Source organism: Paraburkholderia sp. IW21, assembly GCF_041321145.1.
Lineage (GTDB): Bacteria > Pseudomonadota > Gammaproteobacteria > Burkholderiales > Burkholderiaceae > Paraburkholderia.
This window is the reverse complement of record NZ_JBGGWA010000007.1, coordinates 85435-102009: the sequence shown is the minus strand read 5'-3', so window position 1 is coordinate 102009 and position 16575 is coordinate 85435. Positions and strand designations below refer to the sequence as shown.

Here is a 16575-nt window from a genome sequence, read left to right as displayed (position 1 = left end):
GCTACGAGTAGGCCTTCCCCGCATGACGTCACTAACGCCAAACAGGTCGCGGCCTCGCTGTTCGTCGGCTGAGGGATGCCGGAAACACGCTTTTCGAAAGGTAGTCGCAAGAACATGAAGCCAACAAGATATCGCGGTACAGGCCAGCACGTTAAAGGCACCGTCGAATCCACGCGCAACGCGTTGAGGAAGGCGCAATGACCGCCGGCGGCGCACGCAATTCACATGTCGGCTGGCTACCGTATATCGTCGCGGCCACCTTCTTCATGGAGTACCTCGACACCACGGTGATCGCCACTGCACTGCCGCAGATGGCGCACTCGTTCGGCGTCGGGCCGAACAGCCTGAGCCTCGGCATGACGGCTTACATGCTGGCGCTGGCGATTTTCATTCCGGCCAGCGGCTGGGTCGCCGACCGCTGCGGCTCGCGCACGGTGTTCTTCAGCGCGATCGGCGTGTTCACGGTGGCTTCGGTGTTGTGCGGCTTGTCGCAGAACGTGACCGAATTCACGGCCGCGCGCCTGCTGCAGGGCATGGGCGGCGCGATGATGGTGCCGGTGGGTCGTCTGATCGTGGTCCGCAACACCGAGAAGAGCCGGATGATGCAGGCGATCTCGACCATCACGTGGCCGGCGATTGTCGCGCCGGTGGTCGGGCCGCCGGTGGGCGGCTTCATCACCACCTATGCATCGTGGCGTTGGATCTTTCTGCTGAACGTACCGTTCGGCCTGGCGGCGATGGCCGTTGCGTTCGCGCTGGTGCCGAACCTGCGCGGCAGCGAACGCAAGCCGCTCGACGTCGTCGGTCTGCTGCTCAGCGCCACGACGCTGACGGCAATCCTGTATGGCGCGGAACTGGCGAGCCAGCCTGGCGAGAACCCGTGGGGGGCTGGGGCGATCATCGTCGGCGGATTGCTGATGGGCGTGGTCGCGTTCCAGCATGCGAAGCGCCACCCGCATCCCCTGATCGACGTATCGACGCTGAAGATCCCGACCTTTTCCGTGACGGTGGTAACGGGGTCGTTCACACGGATTGGCATAGGTGCGGTGCCGTATCTGATGCCGCTGCTGTTCCAGGTCGGCTTCGGATTGTCCGCGTTCAAATCGGGCCTTTTGTTGCTCGCAAGCGCGCTAGGCAACCTCGGCATGAAGGCGCTCACCACGCGCATTTTGCAGCGCTACGGTTTCCGGATGGTGTCGATCATCGATGTGGTGGTGGCCGGTGTATTCATCGTTGCATGCGGGTTGCTGACGCCGAACGTACCGCTCGTGATCGTGCTGTTTGTCGTGTTCATCTACGGCGTAGCGCGCTCGATGCAATTCTCGACGCTTGCCACGCTCGCCTACGCCGACGTTGCGCAACCGCAAATGAGCGCGGCGAGCACGCTATGGAGCGCCGCCGCGCAGATGACGATCGGTTTGGGCATTGCTTTCGGCGCCGTCTCGCTGCGGGCTGCCGCGGTCTTCAACGGCGAGACGACGGGCCGCGTATTCACTCTCGACGATTTCCGCCTTGCATTTCTGTTTGCCGGCGTGTTGACGCTCGCGTCCGTGATCGGCTACCTCGGCCTCGCACGCGATGCCGGTCAGAGCATCGGCGGTGGCTCGCGCGGCGCCGAAGACCCGGCGAAGGGCTGATGGCGCAGCGGACCTGAAGGAAATTTGAAGTGGGTGAAACGGTGGTGCCAGGTTTCGGACGGTTTCGCACGCTAAGCAAAAACCCCTTCCCTAACCCACTTGGTCATAATCCATTTCTCGCCCTCCACAACAGGCGCGCCTCCATGCAAGCTCAATGCATCGAGTTGCCGCAGCCCATTCATATAGCGAAAATAAACAGCCCCGCCGCGCCTAGGCGCAACCGACACCCCGGCATCGGGGAAAAAAGTCTCGCCACCCGCGGCTACATCGTTGAGATACAAAACCAGCGTAGCAACCCGCTGCCCGCCGCGCGCCATATGCACGGCGCTCCCCGCCTGCGACGGCGGAAAATAATCGAAATGTGCCCGATACTCGGCGCCAACCCCATACCTCAGCACCTGCAATCCTTCGCCATTGTCCACAGGCCAGTTCATCAACGTGGCAAAGCGCTTTTCCAGCCGCTCGAGGAAGGGATCCGCACCTCGGTGATACCAGGCGCCTTCGCTAGTGCGATTGGGGATCACGTCGTTCGACCCGTTCTCGGGATTAACGGTGGTGGACCGCTTGAGCAACGGACGCGACCGTTCGATCATCTCATCGCACTCTTCATCCGACATCACGTCGGCGAACGCAACGATCTGCGGCCGTTCGCAGCGCATCAGCACCTTGACGTCGCGATCGTAAGCGCGAATCACATTGCCGGCGGCGACCGGCGCCGGATCATAACGGTATTCGCCCGTAGCCGCCTCGATACCGCACGGCGCCGCGGCAACGGCCGCGCGAGCCGTCTCGGCGGCATTGAACGAAGCATTCACCGTGGCTTGCGCGAGTTCCGACTCGAAGCCGGCGCCGACCATGGCATCCACCAAAGCAGCAGGGCTAAAGCCGCGCTCGACATGACTGTTCAACCAGGTTTTCACGGCATCATTTACGACAGGCATACTTTTCATCCCACATCCAGAGTTCGCTCGCGCAGCACACGCAGTCCGAGTGCGCGGGCAACCGGGCGATGCTGACTAAAGCAAAGGATGATAGGGACCCAACCCGGCGCATTCCACGCGACGATTCGGAAACGGGCCCTCCCTGAAGCGCATTCAGCGTCGGATAAGAGGCGGCATCAAGCGCGAAATTTCCTACTCTGGAGCGGTCGAGGTACGGTGATCGGCCCGATGATTCTGCGCATGGGGCGCGTGAGTGGGCGCAGCGCATTGAAATAACTGTCCGCGGCGCATCGGCAAAAGCCGCCGCAGGCCACGCGGCCGAGCAACGCGGCGTCAGCCGTAGGCCCGCTCGCGCATCCACTTCGTCATGATCCACTTGTCGCCGCCGAGCACCGGCGCGCCGCCGTGCAAAGTGAGCGGATCGAGCTGACGCTGGCCGTTCATATAGCGGAAATACACCGCGCCGCCCTGCCTCGCCGCGACCGACATGCCCGCTTCAGGAAAAATCGTTTCGCCGCCGTCGGGCACGTCGTTCAGATAGATCACCAGTGTGGCCACGCGTTGTCCACCTTGGGCGGTATGCACCGCGCTGCCAGGCTGATCGGGCGGAAAATAGTCGAAGTGCGGGCGATATTCGCCGGTCGTCCCGTAGTGCAAAATCTGCAGGCCTTCGCCGTTTTCAACCGGCCAGTTCATCAGACTCGAGATACGCCGGTCCATCTGTTCGATGAACGCGTCTTCACCGCGCTGGTACCAGATGCCTTCGCTGGTACGGTTGCGAATCACGTCTTCCTTGCCGGTGGCGGGATTGACCGTGGTGGAACGTTTCAGCCGATGACGCGAGCGTTCGATCATTTCGCTGCATTCTTCCGGCGAGAGCACGTCCGCAAACACGATCACCTGAGGCCGTTCGCATCGCATCAGCACGCGGACGTCGCGATCGTGCGCGCGAATCACATTGCCGCGCGCCACGGGCGACTCGTCGTATTGGTACGCTTGCGGCGCGGCTTTTACCGGGGCGGCCTCGGTTGCTGCGGCCACCGGGTTCGTCGCGTCCAGTGAGCGCTTGCCAAACGCTTTGTGCACCGCCGCGCGTGCCGCTTCCGTGGCGAAACCGGCCTGCACCATCGCGTCGATCATCGAATCGATGCTGCATCCGCGCGCTACGTTGCTGCTCAGCCACGCTTCCCATGATGCTTCCACTACAGGCATAGGGCTCCCCGTTGATCGGTGTCACGAAATACTGCCTCAACTGGCCGGCTCATAGCAAGCGAGAGGCTGGGCGCGAGACGCGGGGCGGCCCTGCTAGGTACGGCGCTGCCGGCGTCGATAGAGGTCGAGGCCTTTTCTCGCCTGCGCTCTGATTGCGCGCCGCACGAAAGGCGTCCAGCCGAGCAGCGCGCCTTTGATGCCCAAAGCCTGACGGGCCCAACGCCACAGATCAAATGTATCGCGATGCTCGATGATGCGGCCTTCGCGAAACACGAAGCGGGCGTCGATCCGGTTGACCACCGCGCGGCCCGTCTGACTGAACGTGTAGCGGGCTACCCAGCGGGCGCGGCCGACGCGCTCGTCCGCTTCGACGCCCTCGAACGTCAGCGAGAAGTCCCGCGCGCGCGCAACCAGCATGCGCCACATGTCGCGCGCTTCCTCTCCGCGCAGCTCGCCGAATGCCGGATCGCTGAAGACCACCTCGTCGGCATAGCAGGCGGCCATTGTTTCGGCGTCGCGCTGCTGGAATGCGGTGTAAAAACGCTGGATCAATTCGGTGTTGGGATGGCTCATTTTCTTGTGGTGTGCGTTGTCCGCTTGTGGAAGCGGGCAGGAAAGGATCGCGCGCGGAGGTTTGAGCGCGCCCACGCAGCACACAATATCGGAAAATAAGCCGGCCGGGGCCGCGCAGCCGGTTCGTCGGCGTGCCGTTGTCCGGCCCTCGAACTCGCTATCCGTTCGACGCAACTCCACGCACGCGAACAGCTTTGCCTTTGCGATTCAGCAGCCCTATGCCCGCGATGATCGACACCCCAACGGCGGACGCCAGATAGAGCGCTGCAGCAAAGCCGCTGGCGAAGCTCGCGTGCGCGGCCGACACCAACACGGCCTGCCGCGCGGGCGCCAGATGCGCGGTGGCCTGCACCACGTCGCCGGCCAACACGTGCGACATGAAACCTGCATCGAGTGCGGCTTTTACATCAGGCGTCATCTGCGTACCGGCCACGAACGCAGCATGGGTGCGGGCCGCGAGTACCGCGCCCAGCACACCCACGGACATGACGATCGCAGTAAAGCGCGTCGTCGTGCTGATGCCGGACGCCATGCCGGTTCGGTCAGGCGGCACGCACGCCATGATGGCCTTCTGCGTATCGCCATTCATGATCCCCGCGCCCAGCCCCGTCACGACCATGCCGAGCGCCACCAGCACATAGCGTGCGTCGCCGGCCACCAGCGCCGTTAGCAGATTGCCGGCGGCGATCAGCAGCAGCCCCGTCGACAGCAGCGTCATGCCAGACAAACGCCGCGCGAGCGCCGCGCCGATATATGGCCCAACCACCATCGCCAGCGCAAACGGCAGCATGCCGACACCCGCCGCCACCGCCGACAGACCGAACGCGTTCTGCAGATAGAGCGGCAAAAACGTCATCATCACCTGTGCACAGGCGGCGTACCCGAACATCGCGAGTACGGCGGCGACCAAGCGTGGCTCGCGGAATAGCGCAAGGTCGACCATTGCATGCGCCCGCGTGCGTTGCACCTGGATGAATGCGCCAAAGAGCAGCGTGCACGCCGCGAGCCTTGCGCCGGTTGTCCGGCTCGCGAGTCCGTCGGTCGGCACCTCGATCAATGCCCAGATGGCGAGCGCGAGCGCCAGGCCGAACAGGATGCTGCCGGCGACATCGAGCGGACCGGGTTCGGGATTGCGCGACTCGCGAATCGAGCGTGACGCGCACCACGCGAGCACCGCACAGACCGGCAGGTTGAGCAGAAAGATCCAGCGCCAGCCGAGCCATTGCGTAATCACGCCGCCGACCAGCGGCGCCACTGTCGTCGCGAGACCCATGCAGGTGCCCCACACGGCCCATGCGCGCACGCGTGCGGGGCCTTCGTGAAAGGTATTGGCGATCACGGCGAGTGCCGCGGTGAGCAGCATCGCGGCACCGACACCTTTGACCGCGCGCGCCACGTTCAGCATGGCCGCCGATGGCGCCGCGCCGCAACCGAGCGAGGCGAGGAAAAACACCGCAAGCCCCAACAGCAGCATCCGCTTGCGGCCAATGCGGTCGGCGAGACCGCCCGCCGGCAGCAGGCACGACGCGAAGGCGACCATATACGCGCTGACGACCCATTCGACATCGGCGAAACTTGCGTGAAACGAGCGTGCAATCGACGGCAAAGAGACAGCCACGACATTGGTATCGAGAACGATCAGCGCGCAGGTCGCCGATGCGGTGGCCAGCACGAATGCGGCGTTGACGGGTTGCGAGCCGGACGACTGCGCGGGAAGTGTGTGACGGGCGGATGTGGATGACATACAGGCAGACGGAGTCGAATCGAAGTCGCTTGATGGTAGCGAAACGTCTATTTCCTGTCATTGGCATAGAATCATAAAATAATTAGTTCCAGCGGAAATACCGAAAGCCATGCGGCAACTCGAACTCCGGCATATCCACGCATTCGTTTGCGTCGCCAGGCATCTCCACTTTTCGCGCGCCGCCGACGAATTAGGGATCGCCGCACCGTCGCTGACCAAGCTGATCCAGGAAGCGGAACGGCTGCTCGGCGTGCGGCTCTTTCATCGCACCAAGCGCTCGGTGGCACTCAGCGCGGCAGGCAACGCCTATCTCGCCGAAGCGCTCAGCGCGCTCGACCACCTCGCGCGCGGCGAAGAGCGCGCGGTTCTCGCCGAGCGCGGGGAGCTGGGGCGGATCGAAGTCGGCTATGTGGCGTCGGCGGCGTACGCGGGCGTTTTGCAACGGGCGGTCGGCGGCTTTCGCAGTACGCACCCTGGCGTCGACATTTCGATTCGGGAGGTGCCGATGGACGACGCCGCCGAGATGCTGCGAGACGGTCTGCTCGACGCGGCCTATGTGCGACCGCCCATGCCGCTCGTCGACGGCATTCAGGCCACCACCGTGCATCGCGACCGATTCGTCCTCGCAGTGCCGGATGATTGCGCCCTGGCAGCCTTCCCGAGCATCAAGCCCTCGCAGCTGCGCGACCAGTGTTTCGTGCTGCCGGAGCAGGAAGCCGGTACCTTCGAAGTGGCGCGGCGCGGGCGTTTTTCGCCGCGTCTCGGATCACGCCCCGGCACGCTCGCGGCGGTGCTCGCGTGCGTGTCGCTAGGCGGCAATGTTGCGGTCGTACCGCATACCCTGGCCGGTTGCATCGCGTTGCCGGGCGTCGTGTACCGAAGCATCGCCGGCAAACCCATCGCCTCGGAAATCGCCATGGCCTATCGAAAGTTCGAACGGGCGCCGGCCGTGCGGGCGTTTCTCGAGTTCGCGCGAAGCAAGTAGGGGCGCCTGCATACCGAACATCTTGCCCAGTTGCGCAATCCGCCGCCCTCGGCGTTGTGCCTGCGGCAGGCCGAGAGCTGGGTCGTGAGCCGTAAGCTCCGAGTCCCGGCGCTGTGTGTTGCGCCGTGCTGCCCTTGTGCTGCCTTGGTGTCAACCGCTCAGCCGCGAATCAGCGAATCAGCCTGGTCAACTCGGCGATCTGTTTCGCGCAGCTTCGTTGTGCCTCTACTTCGACATCGCGGTACAAGCGAATGATGTTTTCGCCAACCGGCGTCAACATGCAGCCGCCGCCGCTTTGGCCGCCCTGCTCCGAATGTGTGGCGGGCGCCTTGAGCGAGCGGTTCAGCTCGTCGATCAGCAGCCATGCGCGCCGGTACGACATGCCGAGGCTGCGCGCTGCCGCGGAGATCGAGCCGGATTCGCGTACCGCTTCGAGCAATTCGACTTTGCCGGGCCCGAGCGCGACGGCCCCGCCGCTGCGGATGCGCATTCTGAAGCGCACTTCGGGGCGCGGTTTCGCGGATTTTGTCGTGGGTCTTGGTTTGGTTTTCGCGGTGTCAGCCATGCGCGAAAGCATACACGAACCGCCTCCGTCGCGACCGGCAACGCCGAGGTCGCGCCACAGGTGATCCGGCCGCAAGCATGCATGCGCGATGATCGAGGCGAGACAGTGGGCGTCGTCCGCATCGACGGCTGTGCCGGCATGCGTAAGCATGCAACGCATGGAGCGTTTCGACGAACGCCGAGTATTCGCCGGGGCCGATTGGCGGCAGTGCAGGCATGGTTGCGTGCGCATGCACAAAATGCCGCTCCAGTAGCGCGCGATCCATACGGGTTGTCGTCCCGCTCAATTGAGCACACCGACCCACCGCGCAATGCGATGACGTCGTAATATAGCGCTCTTAATAACGTATCGGGTTAATCGCATGATTCGCAAGCTGCTCACCTCTTTCGTGGTCGTCGCCGGAATGGTGACGGCTGCGCCCGCCTTCGCGCAGGACAATACCGTCAACGTGCTGTACGCCGGTTCGCTCGTCAATCTGATGGAGCGCAGTGTCGGCCCGGCGTTCGAAAAAGCCACCGGCCAGCAGTTCCGCGGCTACGCGGCAGGCTCGAACAAGATCGCCAACGAAATCAAAGGCAAGCTGCGGCGCGGCGACGTGTTCATCAGCGCGAGCCCGAAGGTGAACAGCAGCCTGATGGGCGAAGCAAACGGCGATCACGTCACGTGGTACGTGAATTTCGCCGAATCGCCGTTGATGATCGGCTATAACCCGCAAAGCAGGTTCGCGGCGGACTTCAGGAGCAAGCGCTGGGATCAGGTGCTGCAGGAGCCGGGCATCCACATCGGCCGTACCGATCCGAAACTCGATCCGAAGGGTGCATTCACCGTCGAGATGGTGACGAAGGCCGCGCAGCTCTACCATCAGCCGGATCTCGTCGAGAAGACGCTGGGCGCCGCGGAAAATCCCGCGCAGGTTTTGCCTGAGGAAACGCTGGTGGGCCGCCTGCAATCCGGCCAGCTCGACGCCGGGTTCTTCTACTCGACCGAAACGTCCGACCTGAAGATTCCGGCGATCCGTCCGGCGCCCGAATTGCAGGCCAAGGCCAGCTACACGCTGACGATTCTCAACGATGCACCGAACCGTGCGGGCGCAAGCAGCTTCGTCGACTTCCTGCTGAGCGCGCAGGGACGCGCGCTGCTCAAGCAACATGGCGTGGACGTGATCAGACCCACCGTCGCGGGCTCGGTAGAAGCGATGCCGCCTTCAGTGCAAGCCGTGATCGATGCCGCGCAGTAACGCCGCGCAACAGTCCGCCGCGCGGCCGCTGCTGTGGCTGGCGGCGCTGCTCGCCCTCTATTTGTGTGCCCCGTTTATCGCGAGCGTGCCGCAACTCGGCGCGGCCGATTGGCCGAATGTCGATTGGCACGCGACGTGGTCGGCGGTCGGCGTATCGGTGGCAAGCGCCAGCGTGGCCTCGCTCGTGATTCTGCTGGGCGGCGTGCCGCTCGGCTATTTCCTCGCGCGCTCGAACTCACGCAAGGTGGCGCTGCTCGGCTTCGTCGTGCAGTTGCCGCTCGCCTTGCCGCCGCTCACCAGCGGCATCCTGCTGCTATTTCTGCTCGGCCCCTATAGCTGGGTCGGCAAAATCACCGGCGGCATGCTGACGGATTCGTTTGCCGGCATCGTGCTCGCGGAAATCTTCGTGGCCGCGCCCTTCCTGATTATCGCCGCGAAGTCCGCGTTCACCGCTGTCGACCCGGTGCTCGACGACGTGGCCGCGACGCTCGGCCACCATGCCGGCAGCCGCTTCTTTCGGGTCATGTTGCCGGTCGCCTGGCCGGCCATTCGCGCGGGACTCGCGCTCGCGTGGCTGCGCGCGTTCGGCGAATTCGGCGCGACCGTGATGGTTGCCTATCACCCGTATTCGTTGCCGGTGTACACGTACGTGGTATTCGGCGGCCAAGGCCTGCCGGCAATGATGCCCCTGCTGTTGCCGACGCTCGCGATCGCGATTGTCTGCGCGGCGCTGTCGATTTATAGCCTTCGGCAGAAAGTCGCGCTCGAACAAACCGAAAATGGCGAGGACGCGCTGGAACCCGGCACGGATCTGACTGCGAGCCGTGGCGAGACGTCCGATCTTCGTCTCGCCTTTCATTTGCGGCGCCGATTAGGCGCATTCGATCTCGACATAGCGTGGGCGCCTGCCACGCGGCGTCTTGCGATTATCGGGCCGTCCGGCTCGGGAAAATCGTTGGCGTTGCGTCTGATTGCAGGGCTCGAATCCGATGCGTCGAGTTCCGTGCGGCTCGGCGCGACCGAATTGAGCACGCTGCCGCCCGAGCGCCGCCAGATCGGCTATATGCCGCAAGACTACGGTTTGTTTCCGCACATGACGGTCGCGCAGCAACTCGCGTTTCCCGTCGATGCCGATGCGGCTAGCGCGCGTTACTGGCTCGACCATCTGGGCCTCGCGCAACTGGTCGCGCGCTTGCCGCACCAATTGTCGTTCGGTCAGCGACAACGGGTAGCGCTGGCGAGGGCGCTGACACGGCATAGCGAAATGTTGCTATTCGACGAGCCGTTTGCCGCGCTGGATACGCCGCGGCGGCGGCGTTTGCAGCAGTCGCTGCGAGCGCTGCAGCGCGAGATTGCGGCGGTGACGATAATCGTCACGCATGATCCTGATGAAGCGGCTTTGCTGGCCGACGAGGTGCTGGTGGTCGAACAAGGGCGCGTGCTGCAGGCGGGTTTTATCGATGCCGTATTCGAGCGGCCGGCTTCGATGCGGGTGGCTGAGCTGCTCGGCTTGCACAACGTCGGCGAAGGTTTGATGGCTGCGCCTGGGCACGTAGAGATTGGCAATGGATTGGTGATCAGGACGGGCGAAAGTGGTGCGGCCACGCCTGCCGGGCAACGGGTGATGTGGCGCGTCTCTTCCCACGCCGTCGTTATTTCGCCCGATGGTGCTTATGCCGGCATGGTCGACGCGGTCGAGTTACGACGCGGCGAGCGGTATGTCCGCGTGAATATCGCGGGGGTGAGGTTCGATATCGCAAACGAGGACGCACGCTTGCGTGAGGGAAACCGTTGCCGGGTCAATCTTGATGCCTTCGGCGTTTCGGTCTGGAATTTGAATTCTCGCCCGCGTGAGCCCGCTTCCTGATTTCAGAAAACGCAACATCGACGAGCAATTTTCCAGCCTCAAACACGGTGACGAGCGCTTCATCCCACTCATCTTCAACGGTACGGTCATCCCACACAATCGGCAGCGTCACCGTCCGATACTCGCCCGTGTGACGATTCACCAGCAGCGTAAGCCGCCCTTTCATCGACCTCTTCTCCGTATCCGTAACAGGGTCCTTGTGCACGTCGTGCCACTCGTCCCCCAGCCGGATCGCTGAACACTTCATCGCGAACCGCTGCGTATCGCGATTGATCTGCTGCAACAACGCGCCCCCCATGCCGAACACGATGTTGTCCGCCGCAAAGCCGGCCTCGTCCATCGCGGCAAGGATTGCCTCGATCGAATTCGCATTCACGCTGTCGCCCTGAATCACGCGCACGTTATTGAGCACTCGCCGCCGTTTGCCGTTCACCGTCGAACCGAACGACGCCTCGAGCGCCCGCATGGTCTGCAGCACGATCGTCAGCGGATCGCCGGAATCAGGCCGGACCACCAGGGTGCCGCCGGAATCGAGCACCGCCTGTTTCAGTTCCGTGCCCCATACGTCGAGCGCGGCGAACAGGTCGTAGGAATCGGACACCACCGAAACAATGGCTCCCGGCTTGCCGAACTTCTCAATCATGTTGCGGAACGCGTCGGTTTCGCGCGCTCGCCCCCATGAAGTGATCGTGCTGTGCTCCGCTGCCGGCACGGAGAAGGCCGCCATCGGTTCGTTGTAGTAGTGGTTCGCCGCAACCACACCGAGCACCGTATCCGAGCCCATGAAACTGACGAGATGCGCCGAGCCGCCGATCGCCGCGGACTCCGCACTCGACACCCCGCGTGCGCCGAAATCGTGCAGCTTGAACGGCAGTTGCGCGAGGTCGTCGCTGCTCTTCTCCAGATAAGCACGGATAGTCTTGCGCAGATGCCAGCTCTGCGTCGCCACCGTAATCGGATACCACACGCGCAGCAGCATCGTCTCCAGATACGAAGCCAGCCAGAACACGTGTGGATCGTCGCATTCGACCGTGACCAGCACATTGTGTGTGGGCACAACCGAACCTTCAGGCACCGCGCGAATCCGCACGGGCAGATAGCCGTCGCAGTGTTCGACGATATAGCGCCAGCCGGCTTCGTTGAACGGCTCGCCATGCGCCGTGAAAAATGTCTTCGCCTGATCGATCATCGCGGACGTAATGGGCCGGCACAGATACTCCTTGATCAGCATCTGCAAGCCGAAGAACAGCGTGCGGTCATAGCGTCCGCCGCGCGACTCGATGTACGAAAACATCGCGGACGCTTCGGGCGGATATTGCAGGTAGTGCGACGCCTTGTACGAATCCGTGTTGAGGATCGGATTGGACAAGATCGACGCCATGTCGTTGATACGGTCTCGATCGTTTTGCATGGACGGATGCTGCGCTCGTGCAGCTCTCTTAAGAGTAATCAGGCGGGCGGGAGGTCTTACCGTTGACGCCATAGGTAGAACCACACCATACACCGTCAAAGTCCACCCGCAATCACCCGGCATCACCAAGCCGGCTTCGCTCAGCGCCCCGGCTTCAGTTGCGGCGGCACATTTGGCCGCGCCGCGAACAGGCGGCCCAGAACCCCTTTGCGGGGCTCGGCGACAGGCGGCCACAGCATGTCGGCCAGCAGGTTGATACCTTGTGCCAGTGCGCTGTCCCTGGCCGAGGTGACGAGCGGTATGCCGCGGTTAAGCGCCTCGTTAACCTGCTTTTCGTCACGCGGAAGCTGATGCGCGACCTTCGCGCCAAGGGTTTGTTCGAGCGTCGTCAGGTTGATCCAGGCGTTCTTGTCGTATTGATTCACCACCAGGCGCACCTTGCTGGCCGGATAGCCCAGTTCCTTGAAAATATCGAGCATGCGGCGCCCGCCGTGCAAGTAAAGAAGGTTCTGCCGCACCACCATGCAAATTGCATCGCTGTGATCGAGGGCAAGGATGGTCAGCGGATTGAGGCTTTGCCCAATGTCGATCAGCACCGCGTCGTACCGTTCGCGCACCAACGTGATAACGCGCTCCAGTTGCGCCGGCAGTAATTCGGCGGCCTTGAGCGGATCGCCGGCACCCGCCAGCACGTCGAGGTTCGCGTGTACATGCATCACGCATGATTCGAGCAAGGCGGCGTCGAGACGTTCGATCTGCGAGCACAGATCGGCGAGTGTCATAGGCGGTGGCTTGTCGGCCATGAGCAAACTCGCATCGGCGAATTGCTGGCTCAGGTCGATCAGCAGTACGCGCCTGTTGCGCAGCGCGGCCAATGAATAGGCGAGATTCACGGCAATCAGCGTGGTGCCGCTGCCGCCCTTGCACGACGCGAGCGAGACGATGCGTCCGGCACAGCGCGGGCCCGCGCTTTTTTTTTCGTCGATGTGAATAAGCGCGGCGGCGATCTCGTAGCCATCCAGCGGCCACGACAGCACATGGCGCACGCCGACGCGCATCGCCGCGCTCAACAAGGCAGCAGACGGCGCCGGCGTCACCAGCATGCAATGCAAATTCGGTGTGCAGGCCAGCGCCTCCTCGACGCCGTCCAGCTCACGCGCGCTCAGATCGACATCGTCGACAATCAGCAGATCGGCACTTCTGATCGCGAGGGTGTGCATGCGCAGTTGCCGCGCCGTGCCATACGCGGTACTCAACCGATACGCCACACCGCTTTCTTCGAGGCGCGCGATGATGTGCGGCGCTCGTTCCGCGCTGGACGAAATCAGGACGATGTCGATCATGTCGGGGTTCCACCGGCGTGAGCCATTCGGTTGGCGAGGCCACGTCAATAACAGTCGGCGTTCACGTGTAGTGGTCGGGATCGGACGGGTGGATGTCCGCACCGCGGTCGTGGCCTCGCTCGGGGGAAACCGGAATCTCATACGTCGCATCGCGCAGCACGTCGCGCTGAATCTCTGCCTGAGCCTTGCGCTTCATCGCCTCCGCGATCACCAGCGTCCGCAGATCGACCGACGGCGCGGCGAACACCGCACGTGGCGCCGCGACATGACGCTCATAAGAAATACCGGAACCTCGAGCCGAGGTATGCCGGCCCAGCCGCAGCGGGGCCGGCTTGCTGATCTTTTTCATGACACCCCCAATAACGGGTCTTCTCAAGGTCTGCACCAGGTGAGCCGCGCCCGCGCAAATTCGCGGACGCGGCGCCTGGTTCACCTCGTAACGAGCGCCTCTCTATGGAGACTCAGGCCATTCCTCCCCGCCTCTTCGCGCCGGCTGGTCCTGGACCGTGCGCTGCCCCTTCCCTGTTCTGTGCACCCCATGCTCGCAACCGACACGAGCAAGGTACCTGTCGTTGTTGCTATGACCGTCGACTTCGAATCCGTCCAGCTTGACGGAAAAAAGTGGCAAGGTCAGCGCTTCACGTCGTCCGGTAATGGATGACCGATACCCCGTATCGATCATCCACCCCGTTTTTTTGACATCCGTTTTTCAGTGGCCCCGCCGCACCCTCGTAAGACACCTTGGCTTCCCCGGCCGCGCTTACGAAGCTTGTGTTGCCGCCAGCTTGTTCTACCTGCGGCTCCCCGTGCTTCTGGAGCCCGGCGGCAATGCATTCGCTTGTGACCGGGTTATTGCAATGGTTATGCCAGATGCCCTCAAACCCTTGCTCCACGGTGATTTACGCCTGCAGCGCGCCTCGGGGCGGCCCTCGGCGTCACACGTTGATTCGTATCTGAGACGCGATTGCCCGACTCACTGACGCACCTCGGAAGGACGTACCTGCTTGCGGTATTGACACGTTACCTCGCGGCCCGCTTCCCGCCTTGGTTCACGCCGCGGCCCGGTCAAATATGCCGATGTTTCGGGACACGAAGCAGCGTGCCAGCGGGCTGCCCAATCTGTCGCAAGCTTGAAACATGACGATGCGAAGACGCATGAGCCGTCACGCGATTGCCACATGGCGGATTGCCCTGCTGTGTGGGACACCGCGCATAACAGGCGTTGACCGGCGATTTTTGAGCGGCAGGCGGGCGGTGCGGCCGGCAAAACGTTTCTGAATCCAGATTTGTTTGTATGGCGCTCGAAAGCACTTTCGCTTATCGTTAAGCCATGCGCCCCATAGAGCGCCAGTGTCAGGCCAACCAGGTAAAAAAGCTTTTGTGGGTTTTGTGATGCGAGGATGAAATCGGTAGGCAGTTCCGGCGTTGGGTGCCGCGCCGCCATCTGTCCGACCTGTCACATTGCGCGGCTCGCACCGCGCGCTCCATGTCCCCGCCATGGCTTCTACCGTGAAGGTGTCATTGCCGGTCTGTCCAGTACGTCGAACAGTAGTGGTGAGAGCAGCAACGAACCGGGGGTAACAATGAATACGACTTGCACGCTTGTAGACACCGAACGCACCGTTCTATATGTATCGAACTCACCCGATCAGCATCTCGCCAGCTTTCTGGCGGCGTCTGGTTGGCAAGCAGTACACGCCAGGAGCACGGCGGTCGCCGAACGGATGATCGAGCGTGGCAATATCAAGGTCGGCCTCGTCGAATTGCCCAGTGAGTGCACCTCCCAGCATCTGTCCGCGCTAGCCTCGTGCATGCGGCGCGTCGAAACCAACTGGGTCGCCCAGATCGCACCGGGCCAGGCGGAGAACGAACTGGTCGGCCGCTTCATCCTCGACTATTGCTTCGATTTCGTTACCCGGCCGTGGTTGAACGAGCGGCTCGTATTCGCGCTAGGCCACGCGCACGGGTTGTCGAGCCTGCGTCACGCGCCGGTCGCTCCGGAACCGACGCTCGGGCGGCATGGCATGGTCGGGCAATGCGAGGCCATGCAGCAGTTGTACCGGCGCATCGACAAATGCGGCGTGACCGACGCGCCTGTGTTCGTCGCCGGCGAATCCGGCACCGGCAAGGAACTCACTGCCCGGGCAATTCATGAGCGGTCGCCTCGTGCCGCCCGAACGTTCGTCGCGATCAATTGCGCGGCGATTCCGCCGAGCCTGCTGCAAGCCGAATTGTTCGGCCACGAGCGCGGTGCCTTTACCGGCGCGCTACAGCGCAAGATCGGCCGGATCGAAAGCGCCCATGAAGGCACCCTGTTTCTGGATGAAATCGGCGACATGCCGCATGAGTGCCAGGCGGTCCTGCTGCGCTTCCTGCAGGAAGGCACCATCGAGCGGCTGGGCGGCAATGGGCCGATCAAGGTCGACGTACGGGTGATTTCGGCAACCCACGTCGATCTGGACAAGGCGGTCGAAGACGGCCGGTTCCGCTCCGACCTGTATCACCGCCTCTGCGTGCTACGGCTCGTCGAGCCGCCACTGCGCGAGCGCGGTGGCGACGTCAAGCTGCTCGCCAACTATGCACTCAGCATGTACAAGCAGGACGGCGCGCGCAAACTGCGCGGGCTGTCGAGCGACGCGATCGTCGCCATGTCGAACTACGCGTGGCCGGGCAATGTGCGAGAGCTGATCAACTGCGTGCGTCGCGCCGTGGTGATGAGCGAGGGGCGTTTTATTACGGCAAGCGATCTGGGCTTGCCGGAAGCCGAGAACGGGCCGGCCGTGACGCTGGCGGAAATCCGCAGCAAGGCCGAAAAAGACGCGATCGAGCACGCGTTGCAGCGGCATGGCTACAAATTGTCCGAGGCCGCGGCCGAGCTCGGCATTTCGCGGGCCACGCTGTATCGCCTGATGCACGCAAACCGGCTGCATCAGGATCCGGCCGCCGGGCGCGCGTCGAACGCCAACGGCGGCGCGGATGCCGGCGAAGAGGAGGAGCGGCAGGCGCCGTCGTTGGTCTAGCCGCGCACGCCGAGCGGCGTTTTGTCGATGTCGTCGGGAA

13 protein-coding genes and 1 pseudogene are annotated in these 16575 nt (G+C 63.3%); 5 read left to right on the top strand and 9 right to left on the bottom strand.

What is annotated here, in order from left to right; genetic code table 11:
- Window positions 1–197 precede the first annotated feature (197 nt).
- Entirely contained in the window at window positions 198–1637 is a 1440-nt protein-coding gene (locus ACAX43_RS18105; RefSeq protein ID WP_370709794.1) for an MFS transporter, read from the top strand.
- 71 nt (window positions 1638–1708) lie between these two features.
- Here the strand turns inward: ACAX43_RS18105 and ACAX43_RS18100 are convergent, their stop codons facing one another.
- From ACAX43_RS18100 to ACAX43_RS18085, 4 genes are all read right to left on the bottom strand, one after another.
- Entirely contained in the window at window positions 1709–2578 is an 870-nt protein-coding gene (locus tag ACAX43_RS18100) for a 2OG-Fe(II) oxygenase (protein WP_370709793.1), read from the bottom strand.
- 333 nt (window positions 2579–2911) lie between these two features.
- Window positions 2912–3790: a 2OG-Fe(II) oxygenase gene (locus ACAX43_RS18095; protein ID WP_370709792.1), complete on the bottom strand. Its 879-nt coding sequence runs from the start codon at window positions 3788–3790 to the stop codon at window positions 2912–2914.
- A gap of 93 nt (window positions 3791–3883) precedes the next feature.
- Window positions 3884–4363 (bottom strand): nuclear transport factor 2 family protein, encoded by a 480-nt coding sequence (locus ACAX43_RS18090; RefSeq protein WP_370709791.1) that lies wholly within the window; start codon window positions 4361–4363, stop codon window positions 3884–3886.
- 157 nt (window positions 4364–4520) lie between these two features.
- Window positions 4521–6107, bottom strand: coding sequence for an MFS transporter (locus ACAX43_RS18085; protein ID WP_370709790.1), 1587 nt, complete (start codon window positions 6105–6107; stop codon window positions 4521–4523).
- 109 nt (window positions 6108–6216) lie between these two features.
- Between ACAX43_RS18085 and ACAX43_RS18080 the strand changes: the two genes are divergently transcribed.
- Window positions 6217–7092 (top strand): LysR family transcriptional regulator, encoded by an 876-nt coding sequence (locus tag ACAX43_RS18080; RefSeq protein WP_370709789.1) that lies wholly within the window; start codon window positions 6217–6219, stop codon window positions 7090–7092.
- 169 nt (window positions 7093–7261) lie between these two features.
- Here the strand turns inward: ACAX43_RS18080 and ACAX43_RS18075 are convergent, their stop codons facing one another.
- Window positions 7262–7582: a winged helix-turn-helix domain-containing protein gene (locus ACAX43_RS18075; RefSeq protein ID WP_370710025.1), complete on the bottom strand. Its 321-nt coding sequence runs from the start codon at window positions 7580–7582 to the stop codon at window positions 7262–7264.
- Between the two features lie 111 nt (window positions 7583–7693).
- Window positions 7694–7888 (bottom strand): annotated as a pseudogene (locus ACAX43_RS18070) (nitrogen fixation protein NifQ); the annotation flags it as partial.
- Between the two features lie 130 nt (window positions 7889–8018).
- Here ACAX43_RS18070 and ACAX43_RS18065 point away from each other — a divergent pair.
- Together ACAX43_RS18065 and ACAX43_RS18060 are read left to right on the top strand one after the other, a co-directional pair.
- Window positions 8019–8894, top strand: coding sequence for an extracellular solute-binding protein (locus ACAX43_RS18065; protein ID WP_370709788.1), 876 nt, complete (start codon window positions 8019–8021; stop codon window positions 8892–8894).
- Window positions 8881–10761 (top strand): ATP-binding cassette domain-containing protein, encoded by a 1881-nt coding sequence (locus tag ACAX43_RS18060; RefSeq protein WP_370709787.1) that lies wholly within the window; start codon window positions 8881–8883, stop codon window positions 10759–10761. Before ACAX43_RS18065 ends, ACAX43_RS18060 begins: the two co-directional genes overlap by 14 nt.
- Here the strand turns inward: ACAX43_RS18060 and ACAX43_RS18055 are convergent.
- The 3 genes from ACAX43_RS18055 to ACAX43_RS18045 form a co-directional block, all read right to left on the bottom strand.
- The gene (locus tag ACAX43_RS18055; RefSeq protein WP_370709786.1) at window positions 10694–12172 is read right to left on the bottom strand and encodes a nicotinate phosphoribosyltransferase; all 1479 of its coding nucleotides are present in this window, start codon (window positions 12170–12172) and stop codon (window positions 10694–10696) included. The genes ACAX43_RS18060 and ACAX43_RS18055 overlap by 68 nt on opposite strands.
- 140 nt (window positions 12173–12312) lie before the next feature.
- Window positions 12313–13515, bottom strand: coding sequence for a CpaE family protein (locus tag ACAX43_RS18050; protein ID WP_370709785.1), 1203 nt, complete (start codon window positions 13513–13515; stop codon window positions 12313–12315).
- A 61-nt stretch (window positions 13516–13576) separates the two neighbouring features.
- Window positions 13577–13864 carry a hypothetical protein gene (locus ACAX43_RS18045; protein WP_370709784.1) on the bottom strand — a complete coding sequence of 96 codons (288 nt, stop codon included), beginning with the start codon at window positions 13862–13864 and terminating at the stop codon, window positions 13577–13579.
- Between the two features lie 1234 nt (window positions 13865–15098).
- Here ACAX43_RS18045 and ACAX43_RS18040 point away from each other — a divergent pair.
- Window positions 15099–16535 (top strand): sigma 54-interacting transcriptional regulator, encoded by a 1437-nt coding sequence (locus tag ACAX43_RS18040; protein ID WP_370709783.1) that lies wholly within the window; start codon window positions 15099–15101, stop codon window positions 16533–16535.
- Window positions 16536–16575 lie beyond the last annotated feature (40 nt).